Genomic DNA, 13,480 nt, shown 5'->3' with positions numbered 1-13,480 from the left:
CGACCAGTTAGCCGCATTGGCCCGGTCAAGCTATCAGGGTTTTTTCAGCCGAACCAACCGAGCGCGCGAAATTGATCAGTTTCGCACAACCAAAGCGTCCGGCGCCCCGTGCGACCAGGCCGCCTGCAGCAGGTCGTCGATGCTGCCATGGCCATCCGGATAGACGTTGACCGCATACCAGTCGTTGCCGTCGAGCTCGGTCCGCTGGATTTCAGTCTTGCCGAATGGCTCGAGCGCCGCAGCCACGCGCTTTGCCTCGGCTGCGTCGTCGAAGGAGCCGGCAGCGACATAGTCCAGGACCGGCGTCTCTACCTGGCGGTTCGATTTCTTCCACGACCGCAAGATGTCGGCCGGCGACATGCCGCTGCCATCGAGCGCGGCAAAGACGTCGGCGCGATTGACGCGCTCATCCGCATAGGACAGCGAGGCCATGGCAAAGGGCGAGTTCGGCGGCAGCCTGAACTCCGGCCGCTCTGGCACGATCGGCCCGAAATCCGGCAAAGTGACGTCACTGGCGCCTGGCACCTGTGTCGCCGATTGCTCCGACAGCCCTGGCTGCGCAGCGAAAGCCTCGCCCGAATTGGTCAACTGACCCGGGAACGGCACGGCAGCCGGAGGCGCGTCCGTCTGCATGCTGGGCGACGGGCCGTTCATGGCCACCATCACGCCGGTCGGCAGGCCGTCGGACGGATCAGGCCGCCTGTTGCCCGGATGGTAGGAGGCCATCAGATACTGATCGTCATTGCCGTCGAGCGGTGCCCGGCCGACATATTCGACCTTCACCTTTGCGGTGCCGACCTTGCCATAGTCGAGCATTTGCGCGGCACGTTCCGAGACGTCGATTATACGGCCCTCATGGTATGGGCCGCGGTCGTTGACGCGCACGATGATCGAACTGCCGGTCTCGAGATTGGTGACGCGCGCGTAGCTCGGCAGCGGCATCGTCGGGTGCGCCGCCGTCAGTTGCGCCGTGTCGTAGACTTCGCCATTGGCGGTCAGCCGGCCATGGAAGGCATCGCCATACCACGACGCCAGACCGACCTTGGCGTAGCGTTTGTCTTCCTTCGGATAATACCACTTGCCGCGTACCTGATACGGCTTGCCGAGTTGGTCGCGGCCGCCGCCGCGCCGCATGAAATTGACGCGCGGGCTCGCCTTCACGCCATATTCGGATTCGGCGAAATATTCCTTGGAGCGCGGCCGCTTGTCGACCATCGCCTTAGGTTGCGGCGTGGAGGTGCAGGCGGCAAGCAGCACCGCCGACAGAGCGCACAGCACAAAAGCAGGAGCGCGACGAAGACGCGGGCGCGCCGAGGTCTGCATGTTTTCGATTGTCCCCTACAGTCTTGCCGCCACCAGTCGGAGCCAAAGCGCCCGCGAATGCCAGCAACACCTTGATCCCCAATCCCCTTGTGCACAGGAATTGTTTATCACGATGTTAATCGATTATGGCCGGAACCCGGCGACATTATGGCGAGGACTGCCGGTGTGGACGATCCTTGCAGGATGAGCGCCGGATGGAGGGGCAGCTTTTGGAGGGGGGACTTCCTTTTTCCAACCGGCGCTCATGGCGCTGGAATTCCCTGCGCCGAACAAGAGCTTAGCATGAGCCTCTGCATGGAGTGCCTCGGTCGAACGGATGACTCGGCTCATCTATATTAGCTATCGCCTGATAAAGCCGTTGGCCGCAACACTTTGGAGCGCCGTCCCTGCGCCGGCCGACAAGGTCAGGCATAACCGGCCGGACCGGTTTCCAACGATTGACATGCCTTTGCACGGCACACTAGAGGATGGGTGCTCTGTCGGCATCGCGGCCTACCGGCCCAACCGGGACGGAGCACCTCGTGAAGAATCACGATGGAGGGATGGCCGAGCGGTTTAAGGCACCGGTCTTGAAAACCGGCGTGGGCGCAAGTTCACCGTGGGTTCGAATCCCACTCCCTCCGCCAAGTCAACCCCTGAAATGTCTTGGAAACCCTAGGGTTTGGTGATTTTCGGTTAGTGACCAACCTTCCTGTTATTTGGCCCGCTCAGAGAGCGCGGACTCGGCAAGCCGCCTTACCACGCCTCTCGGCCTCAACTGCGACGTTGATCGACTCGGCAAGTGCTCTCGCGTTATGTCGATGGAATAGCAGACCGGTTCTGGCCAGAAACGATGCGGCGGAAGAACCACAGAATGGCTGGACAAGCCAGGAGCAGAACCGCGCCGAAGTCGACCGCGGCGCTGGCGGAGCCAAGTGACGTGGAAAGCTTTCCGCCGATCGCCGATCCAACCGGGCTTCCGGCATAGAAGGCCGTATAGAATATTCCCATCCCGATCGCCCGCGTCTTCGGCTCGAGCACGCGCGCAGGAAGGCTCATGATCGCGCCGGCGGGCAGGCCGCAAACGGCCCCGACGGCAATGACGACAGGAAGCACCTGGCCGCTTCGCGACAGGAGAACCGTCAGCAGCGCAAAGCCGATGCAGCCTGCGACAATGATGGCTTCGCCGCGTTTGGTCAGATCGGCGAGGAAGCCCCCCAAGGGAACCGAAATCGCCGCGAGCCAGAGGACGATGCTGATCGTTGATCCGGCTGCAGCCATGGACCAGCCTCGCTCGACGAGCATCGATGGGCCAAAACTGAAGATCATCACCAAGCCGAGATTGTAGAGACACCAGATAGAGCTGGCGGCGATCACCGCGTAGACCGTTTCCGGGGTCAGACTGCCTCGTTCGCCGACAACGGAGACGGCCGCCTCCTCCGCCGCGCGGTAGAAAATGGCCATGAGGACGAGGCCGATCAGGATCCACCCTGCGACGGCGAGGTTGACGAGATGAAGCCCGAACCTTGCTCCGATCCATGGCAGGAGCATGAGCGAGATTGCGATGCCCACCGGCCACGAGTTGACGAAAATGGCCATCGCGGTTGCGATTTCGCGGCCGGTGAACCAGTCGGCGACCATCTTGGTCACAGGACGCTGAGGAGAATGCCGCCGGTCCCGGCGATCAGTCGGCCTGCGATCTGCACGCTCCAGGATGCCGACGAGGTCATCAGCAATTCGCCCGCCAGCATCGCCAGGATTGCGGCGAGGACCGTCGCCTTGTCGCCGTAGCGGCGCCCGATGGCGCCGCCGGGGAAGGCGAGCAGGACACCCGGGGCAAAGTAGATTCCGATAAGGATGCCGATGTCAGCCAGGCTGGCGCCGAGGCTTTGGCTAAGCTGCGGCGCTACGGCCCCTACGCTGCCGAACTGGAAGGCGAAGGCAGCTCGGGCGACGAACAGGACTGCAAGAATGGTCCAGCGGCTTGGCATTTGAATCCTCCCCTGGGACTGATGATCGGCGCATGGTTTTCACCAAATGCGTCGCGCACTCAGCCCTATCCATCATGGTTCAACGTTTGCAGATCATGTCGGCCAGCGGCCCAGGCAAGCGCCTCTTCGAGCCTGTCGTCGCCCCAAAACGTTTCGCCATCCACGACGAACGCCGGGGAGCCGAAAATGCCGTAGCTGCGGGCCGCATCGGTTTCAGCCTTGAGCCGCTCATGGGCGAGGCGGCCATCGGCCTTGGCAATCACGTCGTCGATATGCTGGCCGAGGGGAGACAGCACATGCTCCAGATGGGCGCGGCTGCCCAGTTCCATGCCTTCCAGGTACCACGCCCTGAAGCTTGCGACGGAGTAGGCCTCGCACCAGCCCTCTTCGGCCGCCACCATGGCAACCCGGTTGGCCAGAAGGTCCGGATCGGTCGGCCAGAAGGGCGCCCTGACATATGGCACGCCGTGGGTCGCCGCGCGCCGCTCCACATCGCGCCACATGTACTTTACCTTTGCCGCCTGGGTGCTGAGGGCGATGTTGTTCTCGGCCATGACGGTGCGGACGTTGAAGGGGCGCCATCGAACGGCAACGCCCGACTGTTTCGCCATGCCGTCGATGCGCATCACGGACAGATATGCGTAGCCGCTCCCGAAGAAGTAGAAGAAGTCGAGTTGCTTCATTTCCACCGCCTCCAGCCGGAGCCAAGTCGGCAACAACCTTCCTCAGTCGGTGCTGTTAAGGCTGCACATGCGTATAAGCCATGATCCGTCGGCCTGTTGCTCGAAGACGTCGACCGACGTACCGTTGCCGACCTCCAAGCCCTCGGTATACGTCGCCAGACACCAAGCCAGGTCACCAGATCTGCCCGCATGTATCACTGTCATTTTCTTGTCGGTCGCCTCACTGTGCCCGTTCGTCCAGGTTGAATGGAGAGCTTCGATCGCGTCGCGGCCCCGAGCAGGAGGCGCGTAGGGCGAGTGTAACTCGGCATCGGCCGTAAACATCGCGCGCATGTTTTGGCGTCGCCGGCACGATAGGCAGCCACATAGGCATTGCAGAAAACCTGCAGTTCCTCATGGATCGACATCGGCGGCCCTCCAGCGGCGAGATTGCCATATTAGTGAGTTCTTAGATAAACGACAATTCTTCGATGTCGTCGGCCACTTGGCCATGCGATGGACGACCAGCCGCAGTTTCGTCGGATACAGACTCGTCTTCATCGTGCTCTGCTTCACCCGCCAGACGACAGCGTGCCCCCGCGCGCTCGGCCTTAATTAGCAATTGCTGAAGTCCGCAAGGTTGGCGCCAGCCAGCCGTGTTAAATGGCGGCGGTCATCAACCCGGAGCGCAGCCATGACCTCTCCCATTGGAAGCCAGCAAAACGCCGGCGCAGCGCAGCGTACCATCAGACTTCCGACAGCACCCGACACGGCTTTTCCCGGCAAAAGCGCCGAAAGCGTCGGTCATCTCGCGAAAGCCTCCGTTTTGGAGACGGGCGACAGCGAGCCGGGCGCCCAAGGTCGGGCAGCATCCAGGATCGCTCGGATGGACGTCACGGTGCTTCCTCCGGCTGGCTCGGGCGATAATCAAGTGTCCGACACAGGAAACGAAGACAACGGGGCGGCGGATCAGGATGCAGGAGAGAACGCCATCGGTTGACGCGGCCCCCGAAGCAGTCGGGCTGAATTTCGTCACGGCGGGCATTTTTTAATCCGTTCGGCCTCCGGCGGATTCCGGATCACGAGCCGGTGAATCCTGGCCGGCATCAATCTCACAAGCGCGTGGGTTTGGTTGATTTCTCAGACAAGATATGCTGCTTGTCGCGCCCATGAAAAAGCTCTGCCTGATGGCTCTGGCGTCCCTGACGCTGGCCTGGCCGGCCAACGCAATGGACAACGCGCTTCGCGCCGGCCTGCTGAAACTCGACCCTGAGACCCGTCTTGAGCAGCGTTGCGACGCCGAGGTGCTCGACCGGATCAGCCATGACGACCACAACTACAAGGCCGACCGCGTCGTTGCTTATGCCTTCGCCACGCCGCAGATGAGCGCCGATGCGATCAGGAGTCCCGGCGCTGCCTTTCGCAGCAAGGGTCAATGGTACCGGCTGAAGTTCAAGTGCCAGACCGCGCCCGACCACATGCAGGTGCTGCAGTTCCGCTACAAGATCGGTGACGAAATCCCGGAAGCCGACTGGGCAAAATACAATCTTTACGACTGACAGATCGCCTGCGGTCGGCTGCGCCAAAGTCAGCCTTTTCGATTGCAAACTCCATATGGATTCCGGTGGAACAACACGACGTGCAAGCGCTTGTTCCGGCTGGGTTCTCTTGACGTGCGGGAACGATACACGTTAGGGCGTCGGGATATTCGACGACCGGCGCTCGGCGAACAGCAAAGGGCTTCCCAGACGATGGACATTTTCAGCGCGGCAAGCCTGAGCGCCCTTCTTCAGGTCATCGCGATCGACCTGGTGCTTGCCGGCGACAATGCCATCGTCATCGGGCTGGCGGCCGCCGGCCTGCCCACGGAGCAGCGCAAGAAGGCGATCCTGATCGGCGTGCTGGCGGCGACGGTGCTGCGCATCCTGTTCGCGGCGGTCACCGTCAAGCTGCTCGCCATCGTTGGCCTGCTGCTGGCAGGCGGCATCCTGCTGTTGTGGGTCTGCTGGAAGATGTATCGCGAGCTGCGCACCTCGCAGGCCGACGAACAGGAGGCCACGGAGGCGCTGTCCAATTCCGACCTCGACAACGACAGCGCGGTTGCCGGCAAGGCGCCGCGCAAGACGCTCGGCCAGGCGGCGCTGCAGATCGTCATTGCCGACGTATCGATGTCGCTGGACAACGTGCTGGCCGTCGCTGGCGCGGCGCGGGATCATTTCTGGGTTCTGGTCATCGGGCTGGTGCTGTCGATCGGCTTGATGGGCCTTGCCGCGAGCTTCATTGCCCGGCTGCTGCACCGCTACCGCTGGATTGCCTATGTCGGCCTGGCGATCATCCTCTACGTTGCGCTCGACATGGTCTACAGGGGCGCGATGGAAGTCTGGCCGCACGTCAACAACGCGGTGAGCTGACCACGCCACCTGGCGCCGGCTTCGGCCGAACGATGACCTGGCCCTTCGCTTTGCGTTTTGCCGCAGCAAGGGCCAGCCCATACCAATGCCGCAATTAGTGTGGTATGGCGCCGCCGATCCCGAAAAGCCTGGAAAGCCTTATGTCTGCCCCTCGTGTCAGTTTCGTCAGTCTTGGATGCCCGAAGGCGCTCGTCGATTCCGAGCGCATCATCACGCGGCTGCGCGCCGAAGGTTACGAGATCGCCCGCAAGCATGACGGCGCCGACCTCGTCGTCGTCAACACTTGCGGCTTCCTCGATTCCGCGCGTGACGAGTCGCTCAACGCCATCGGCTCCGCCCTTTCGGAAAACGGCCGCGTCATCGTCACCGGCTGCCTCGGCGCCGAGCCGGAGGTCATCCGCGAGAAGCATCCCAACGTGCTGGCGATCACCGGTCCGCAGGCCTATGAGAGCGTGATGGCGGCGGTCCATGAGGCCGCGCCCCCCAGCCACGACCCCTATGTCGACCTCCTGCCGCCGCAGGGCGTGAAGCTCACGCCGCGCCACTACGCCTATCTGAAGATCTCGGAGGGCTGCAACAACCGCTGCACCTTCTGCATCATCCCGGCGCTGCGCGGCGACCTCGTCTCGCGGCCTGCAGCGGACGTGCTGCGCGAGGCCGAAAAGCTCGCCAAGGCCGGCGTCAAGGAAATCCTCGTCATCTCGCAGGACACCAGCGCCTACGGCATCGACATCAAATACCAGACGAGCCTGTTCGGCGAGCGCGAGGTGCGGGCTAAATTCCTCGACCTCGCCGAGGAACTCGGCAAGCTCGGCATCTGGATACGCATGCATTATGTGTATCCCTACCCGCATGTCGCCGACGTCATTCCGCTGATGGCTGAGGGAAAAATCCTTCCCTATCTCGACATCCCGTTCCAGCACGCCTCGCCGCAGGTGCTGAAGAACATGCGCCGTCCCGCCCATGGCGAGAAGACGCTGGAGCGCATCCGCGGCTGGCGCGAGGTCTGCCCGGATCTTGCCATCCGTTCGACCTTCATCGTCGGCTTCCCCGGCGAGACCGAAGACGATTTCCAGATGCTGCTCGACTGGCTGGACGAGGCCAAGATCGACCGCGCCGGCTGCTTCAAATACGAACCGGTCAAGGGCGCGCGCTCCAACGATCTCGGCCTCGAGCAGGTGCCGCAGGAGATCAAGGAAGCCCGCTGGCATCGCTTCATGCAGCGCCAGCAGAAGATCTCGGCAACGCAGTTGGCCAAGAAAGTAGGCAAGCGTTTGCCGGTACTGATCGACGAAGCACACGGCACGTCCGCCAAGGGCCGCACCAGGTACGACGCGCCCGAGATCGACGGCTCCGTGCACATCCAGTCGCGGCGGCCGCTGCGCGCCGGCGACATCGTCACCGTCAAGGTCGATCGCGCCGACGCCTACGACCTCTACGGTTCGGCGGTCTGATAGCCGCAAATGAAAAGGGCGCCTTGCGGCGCCCTTAGGCTCTTGAAAAGCCTTTCGGATTCAGTAGCGTCCCGCGTCAGAGCTTCACCGCCTCGATTGCAGCCAGCGAACGGTCGATCACCTGATCGAGGGTCTCATCGAGGTGTGTGCCTGTTGCGACCGCCGACAGCCGTGCGGCAAATCCCAGATGGTAGTCGACGAACCACTCCGGGCGCGGTTCCGGCTCCGGAAACGGTCCCCACCACGGCGGAAGCTTCGGGATCTTCGGTCGCGTCGGGCACCAGTCGTCGAGATCACGCAACAGCGCTTTCATATCGAGCCCGCCTCGCTCGGCCACCCACGCATGGCGGACAAACTCGTCAGCGACCGCTGCGCCCAGTTCATGCGGCGGCAGCGGCTGTGGATTGAGCGCGACCCGCACCCCACCTTGTGGTCCGTGCGGGATGACGTCGTAGATCGCGGGAAAGCGTTTCCCGATAATCGCCAGAAGCTTTTTATTCAATTGCATAAGACCCCCTTCTGCGGGCGCTTGTCACGCCAGCTGGTTTCGTCTGATTTGCGTAATCAGCATGGAAGTAGAAGCCGTCGACGTATGTGAAAACGGTCACGGAACCGGTCGCGGATGCTGCGGCGACTTCATGAAAAATTGTAATTCAGAAAAGATAGAGCAAGATTTATCTTAAATACTTGGCACGCAAGATCGTACAGCGATCAACTGCCAAAACCAGCTCAGCGTCCGCCTTGGGCAGGAAAATCTTGCCGATCGATCTTACAAACGAATGAGGGCGCCACAAAGCGCCCTCTCCGGTTCGAAATTTCGTTGTCGCTTACTGCGGCAGCTTGTCGTCGATGCCTTTGACATAAAAATTCATGCCGAGCAGCGTGCCGTCGTCGGCAACCTCGCCGTCCTTCAGCCAGGGCGAGCCGTCCTGCTTGGATACAGGGCCGGTGAAGGGGTTCCAGCCCCCCGCAATCTTCTTCTCGGTCGCCTCAGCCATGGCCTTCACGTCGTCGGGCATGTTGGTGAAGGGCGCAAGCTTCACAGCGCCGTCCTTGATGCCGAGCCACACATTGTCCGGCTTCCAGGTCCCGTCGAGAGCCGCCTGGACACGGCTGATGTAGTACGGACCCCACTCGTCGGTAAGCGAGGTCAGCTGCGCGTTCGGCGCGAACTTGATCATGTCGGAGGACTGGCCGAAGCCGTGCAGCTTGCGCTCCTCGGCGACCTGCAGGGCGGCGGTCGAGTCGGTGTGCTGGACGATGATGTCGGCGCCCTGGTCGAACAGCGCCTTGGCGGCGTCGGCTTCCTTGCCCGGATCGAACCAGGAGTTCACCCACACGATCTTGACCTTGAAGTCGGGATTGACCGACTGCGCGCCGAGAATGAAGGAGTTGATGCCCATCACCACTTCCGGGATCGGGAAGGAGACGATGTAGCCGGCCAGCCCCTTCTTCGATTCCTTGGCCGCGATCTGGCCGAGCACGTAGCGGCCCTCATAGAAGCGCGCGTTGTAGATGCCGAGATTGTCGCCGGTCTTGTAGCCGGTGGCATGCTCGAACATCACCTTCGGAAACTTCTTGGCGACCTTCACCTCGGCGTCCATGAAGCCGAAGGACGTGCCGAAGATGATCTTGCACTTCTCGCGCGCCAGGCGCTCGAAGGCGCGGTCGGCGTCGGGGCCTTCCGAGACGTTCTCGAGATAGGCGGTCTCGACCTTGTCGCCGAGCGCCTTTTCCACCTCGAGCCGGCCCTGGTCGTGCTGGTAGGAATAGCCGAAGTCGCCGATCGGACCCGTATAGACCCAGCAAGCCTTCAGCTTGTCGGCCGCCTCGGCGGTCGCGGCCAGCGACAGGGCCGCAGTCGTGGTCAAAAGCGCAATGAGCAGTTTTTTCATCGTGTTACCTCTCTGAGTTAAGCCTTGGAGCTTCCCGTCTTTTTGTTGTCGTCAACGATCCGGAACGAATGGCTGCCCCAACGAAGCCGGCGTGTTCATCATCGTCAGCCGCTTGTTGCGCGAGATTAGAACGAGAACCACGATGGTTGCCAGATAGGGCAGCGAAGAAAGGAACTGCGAAGGCACCGGAATGCCAAAAGCCTGTGCATGAAGCTGGCCGATCCACACTGCGCCGAAGATGTAGGCGCCGGCCAGCACCCGCCACGGACGCCAGGAAGCGAACACCACCAGGGCCAGCGCGATCCAGCCGCGTCCCGCGCTCATGTTCTCGACCCATTGCGGCGTGTAGACCAGCGACAGGTGGCCGCCGGCAAGGCCGGCGCAGGCGCCGCCGAAGATCACGGCGAGATAGCGGTAGCGGATCACCTTGATGCCGAGCGCATGCGCCGAAGAGTGGCTGTCGCCGATCGAGCGGAGCGTGAGGCCGGTACGGGTCTTGAACAGGAACCACATCACCGCGGCGGTGAGCGCGATCGAGATGTAGAACAACGGATCCTGGCCGAAGATCAGCCTGCCTACGACCGGGATCGAGCTCAGACCGGGGATGTCGAGGTTCGGCAGCCTGACGCCGGGCTGGCCGACGAAGCTGGTGCCTATCATGCCGGAGAGGCCGAGGCCGAGCAACGTGAGCGACAGGCCGGTCGCCACCTGGTTGGTGGCCAAGGACAGCGTCATGACGGCGAAGAGCAGCGAGAACAGCGCGCCGACGATGATCGCGGCAAGCAGGCCGATCCAGGGCGATCCGGTAAGATAGCCGGCGCCGAAGCCGCCGACCGCGCCCATGATCATCATGCCTTCGACGCCGAGGTTGAGCACGCCGGAACGCTCGACCACAAGTTCGCCGATCGCCGCGATCAAGAGCGGCGTCGCGGCGGTGGCGATGGTCAAAAGGATGTTGACGGTGATGTCCATCAGCGTGCCTCCTCCAGCTTGGGTGCAGCCTCGAGTTTAGGGGCGGCAAAGCCGATCAGACGAATGCGGTAGTGGATGAGCGTGTCGCAGCCGAGCACGAAGAACAGAAGCATGCCCTGGAACACCCGCGCCACCTTGTCGGAGATGCCGAGCGCGCTCTGCACAGCCTCGCCGCCGAGATAGGTCAACGCCAGCACCAGGCCCGCGGCGACGATGCCCAGCGGATTGAGCCGGCCGAGGAAGGCGACGATGATGGCGGTGAAGCCGTAGCCGGGCGAGATCACCGGCTGCAGCTGGCCGATGGCCCCGGACACTTCCGAGATGCCGGCAAGGCCAGCCAGCGCGCCGGACAAAAGAAAGGTGAAAAAGACCATCTTGTTGAAACCGAAGCCGGCGAAACGCCCTGCCCTCGGGCTCGAGCCCAGCACGCGGACCTCAAAACCCTTCAGCATGCGGCTCATCATCAGCCACACCGCCACGGCCGCGACCAGCGCGAAGACGAATCCCCAATTGGCGCGACCGGCATCCGGCATCAGCTCCGGCAGGATGGCCGAGTCGCCGAACTGGATGGTCTGCGGAAAGCCATGGCCCTGCGGGTCGCGCCAGGGTCCGCGCACCAGCCAGTCGAGGAAGAGCTGCGCCACATAGACCAGCATCAGGCTGGTCAGGATCTCGTTGGTGCTGAAGCGGGTCTTCAAGAGCGCGGGGATCGCCGCGTAGAGGGCGCCGCCGACCATGCCGAGCAAGAGCATCAGCGGCAGGACAAGGGGCCCTTCGAATTGGGGAAACAGCACCGGGATGATCGAGCCGAAGATGCCGCCCAGGATGAACTGGCCTTCGGCGCCGATGTTCCAGATGTTGGCCTTGTAGCAGACCGACAGGCCGACGGCGATCAGGATCAGCGGTGCCGCCTTGATGGCCAACTCGTGCAACTGCCAGACCTCGCTGATCGGCTGAATAAAGTAAACATTGAAGGCGTTGAACGGATTGACGCCGAGCAACGCGAACATGGTGGCGCCCGCAATCACAGTCAGCGCGAAGGCAATGAAGGGGGAGAGCACCGAAAACAGCGCCGAGCGCTGCGGGCGTTTGACCAGTTCGAGGCGCATCATGCCGTCTCCATGGTGTGTTCGGCGTGGCCGGGCTCGGCGCCGCCCATCAACAGGCCGATCTTTTCGAAGGTGGCTTCGGCGATGGGCAGCGGCGCGGACAATTCGCCGTTGTGCATGACCGCGATCGCGTCCGACAGCTCGAACAATTCGTCGAGGTCCTGGCTGATGACCAGAACCGCCGAGCCGCTGCGGGCGAGCTCGATCAGCGCCTGTCGGATATGGGCGGCGGCACCCGCATCGACGCCCCAGGTCGGCTGATTGACCACCATCACGCTCGGCTTGCGGTCGAGCTCGCGGCCGACGATGAATTTCTGCAGATTGCCGCCGGACAGCGCCGCAGCCTCCGGATCCGGCGCGCTCTTGCGTACGTCCATTGCCGTGATGATGCGCTGGGCGGCGCTGTAGACCGAACCGTTCTTGACCATGCCGCCGGAGCCGACGAAGGACTTGCCGTCGGTGGCATGGCGCGACAGCAAAAGGTTCTCCGAAAGCTTCATGCGCGGCGCCGCGCCATGGCCTAGGCGCTCCTCCGGCACGAAGGCGGCACCCATCAGCCGCCGCCCGGTGATCGAGAGCCCGCCGGCATCCTTGCCGCGGATGCGAACCGAACCGGCATCCTGCTGCAGCACTTCGCCGGAGACGGATTCGAAGAATTCGCCCTGACCGTTGCCGGCGACGCCGGCAATGCCGATCACCTCGCCGGCGCGCACGCTGAGATTGATGTTCTTGAGCGGGATGGCGAAGGGCGTCGCCGGCTTGCGGGTAAGCCCGCGGATCTCGAGCAGCGCCGGCGCGGTCTCGATACCTTCGGCCGGCGCGCGCACCACCGCCTTGACCTCGTTGCCGACCATCATGCGGGCAAGCGACGCGGCCGTCTCCTGGCGCGGATTGCAATGGCCGACGACCTTGCCGTGGCGCAGCACCGTGGCGCGGTCGCAGAGGCGTTTGACCTCTTCCAGCCGGTGCGAAATATAGAGGATCGACTTGCCTTCGGAGCGTAGCCTCTCCAGCGTCTCGAACAGCTTGTCGGCTTCCTGCGGCGTCAGCACCGAGGTCGGCTCGTCGAGAATGATGAGCTGCGGCGTCTGTAAGAGGCAGCGGATGATCTCGATGCGCTGGCGCTCGCCGACCGACAGATCGCCGACCAGCGATTCCGGATCGAGCGGCAGGCCGTAGCTGTAGGAGAGCGCCCTTGCCTTCGCGGCAATGGTGCTGATCGGCGAGCCGTCGTTGAGCGAGAGTGCGATGTTCTCCGCCGCCGTCAGCGCCTCGAACAACGAGAAATGCTGAAACACCATGCCGATGCCGAGCTTCTTCGCCACACCGGGGCTGGTGATCTGAACGGCCTGGCCGTCCCAGAAGATCTCGCCCGAATTCGGCTCGAGCGATCCGAACAGCATCTTGACCAGCGTCGACTTGCCGGCGCCGTTCTCGCCAAGAAGGGCATGGATTTCGCCCCTCGCGATGTTGAGGTCGATATGATCGCACGCCGTCAGCGTGCCGAAAACCTTCGTAAGGCCACGAACCTCGAGCAGGTTCGCCCTGTCATGATTTGCACTCACAGTGCCTCCCATCCAGTGACCCGGATATGTTCTGTGTTCCCGCTGGTATCGTATGCGCGGCCGGCTTCTGTCGGAAAGCGGCACCCGACTTGAAAGAGCTTCAAGAATTCCAGCGGAAA

General features: G+C 62.9%; 14 protein-coding genes and 1 tRNA gene. 5 read left to right on the top strand and 10 right to left on the bottom strand.

The window, feature by feature from the left end; all coding sequences use genetic code 11:
* Window positions 1–75: 75 nt before the first annotated feature.
* Complete coding sequence (locus ABID26_RS10295) at window positions 76–1,323, bottom strand: septal ring lytic transglycosylase RlpA family protein (RefSeq protein ID WP_292344179.1); 1,248 nt, start codon at window positions 1,321–1,323, stop codon at window positions 76–78.
* A gap of 536 nt (window positions 1,324–1,859) precedes the next feature.
* On the opposite strand from ABID26_RS10295, the gene ABID26_RS10290 reads away from it, so the two are divergent.
* Window positions 1,860–1,949 (top strand) — tRNA-Ser (locus ABID26_RS10290).
* Window positions 1,950–2,115: 166 nt separating this feature from the next.
* Here the strand turns inward: ABID26_RS10290 and ABID26_RS10285 are convergent.
* From ABID26_RS10285 to ABID26_RS10270, 4 genes are all read right to left on the bottom strand, one after another.
* Window positions 2,116–2,943, bottom strand: a complete 828-nt coding sequence (locus ABID26_RS10285; RefSeq protein WP_354415582.1) for an MFS transporter — start codon at window positions 2,941–2,943, stop codon at window positions 2,116–2,118.
* A gap of 5 nt (window positions 2,944–2,948) precedes the next feature.
* Window positions 2,949–3,293 carry an MFS transporter gene (locus tag ABID26_RS10280; RefSeq protein WP_354415210.1) on the bottom strand — a complete coding sequence of 115 codons (345 nt, stop codon included), beginning with the start codon at window positions 3,291–3,293 and terminating at the stop codon, window positions 2,949–2,951.
* A gap of 65 nt (window positions 3,294–3,358) precedes the next feature.
* The gene (locus ABID26_RS10275) at window positions 3,359–3,976 is read right to left on the bottom strand and encodes a 2-hydroxychromene-2-carboxylate isomerase (protein ID WP_354415208.1); all 618 of its coding nucleotides are present in this window, start codon (window positions 3,974–3,976) and stop codon (window positions 3,359–3,361) included.
* A 42-nt stretch (window positions 3,977–4,018) separates the two neighbouring features.
* On the bottom strand, window positions 4,019–4,300 hold the full coding sequence (locus ABID26_RS10270; protein WP_292300490.1) for a YybH family protein: 282 nt from the start codon (window positions 4,298–4,300) through the stop codon (window positions 4,019–4,021).
* A gap of 349 nt (window positions 4,301–4,649) precedes the next feature.
* On the opposite strand from ABID26_RS10270, the gene ABID26_RS10265 reads away from it, so the two are divergent.
* From ABID26_RS10265 to rimO, 4 genes are all read left to right on the top strand, one after another.
* Window positions 4,650–4,955, top strand: coding sequence for a hypothetical protein (locus ABID26_RS10265; protein WP_292300478.1), 306 nt, complete (start codon window positions 4,650–4,652; stop codon window positions 4,953–4,955).
* 151 nt (window positions 4,956–5,106) lie between these two features.
* Complete coding sequence (locus ABID26_RS10260) at window positions 5,107–5,514, top strand: DUF930 domain-containing protein (RefSeq protein ID WP_189521212.1); 408 nt, start codon at window positions 5,107–5,109, stop codon at window positions 5,512–5,514.
* Window positions 5,515–5,706: 192 nt separating this feature from the next.
* Window positions 5,707–6,366: a TerC family protein gene (locus ABID26_RS10255; protein ID WP_292300476.1), complete on the top strand. Its 660-nt coding sequence runs from the start codon at window positions 5,707–5,709 to the stop codon at window positions 6,364–6,366.
* Between the two features lie 140 nt (window positions 6,367–6,506).
* Window positions 6,507–7,820: a 30S ribosomal protein S12 methylthiotransferase RimO gene (rimO, locus tag ABID26_RS10250; protein WP_292300474.1), complete on the top strand. Its 1,314-nt coding sequence runs from the start codon at window positions 6,507–6,509 to the stop codon at window positions 7,818–7,820.
* A 76-nt stretch (window positions 7,821–7,896) separates the two neighbouring features.
* On the opposite strand, the gene ABID26_RS10245 is transcribed toward rimO, so the two are convergent.
* From ABID26_RS10245 to ABID26_RS10225, 5 genes are all read right to left on the bottom strand, one after another.
* Window positions 7,897–8,328, bottom strand: a complete 432-nt coding sequence (locus tag ABID26_RS10245; protein ID WP_292300473.1) for a hypothetical protein — start codon at window positions 8,326–8,328, stop codon at window positions 7,897–7,899.
* Between the two features lie 319 nt (window positions 8,329–8,647).
* Entirely contained in the window at window positions 8,648–9,715 is a 1,068-nt protein-coding gene (locus ABID26_RS10240; protein WP_126100324.1) for a BMP family ABC transporter substrate-binding protein, read from the bottom strand.
* A 51-nt stretch (window positions 9,716–9,766) separates the two neighbouring features.
* Window positions 9,767–10,687, bottom strand: coding sequence for an ABC transporter permease (locus ABID26_RS10235; RefSeq protein WP_192245068.1), 921 nt, complete (start codon window positions 10,685–10,687; stop codon window positions 9,767–9,769).
* Entirely contained in the window at window positions 10,687–11,799 is a 1,113-nt protein-coding gene (locus ABID26_RS10230; protein ID WP_292300469.1) for an ABC transporter permease, read from the bottom strand. Before ABID26_RS10230 ends, ABID26_RS10235 begins: the two co-directional genes overlap by 1 nt.
* The gene (locus ABID26_RS10225) at window positions 11,796–13,373 is read right to left on the bottom strand and encodes an ABC transporter ATP-binding protein (protein WP_292300467.1); all 1,578 of its coding nucleotides are present in this window, start codon (window positions 13,371–13,373) and stop codon (window positions 11,796–11,798) included. The genes ABID26_RS10230 and ABID26_RS10225 overlap by 4 nt, the downstream gene beginning before the upstream one ends.
* Window positions 13,374–13,480 lie beyond the last annotated feature (107 nt).

It is taken from the genome of Mesorhizobium shonense (genome assembly GCF_040545255.1).
In the GTDB taxonomy this organism is placed as follows: Bacteria; Pseudomonadota; Alphaproteobacteria; order Rhizobiales; family Rhizobiaceae; genus Mesorhizobium; species Mesorhizobium shonense.
The sequence above is the reverse complement of the archived record's forward strand: the minus strand, read 5'-3'. Positions and strand labels throughout refer to the sequence as shown.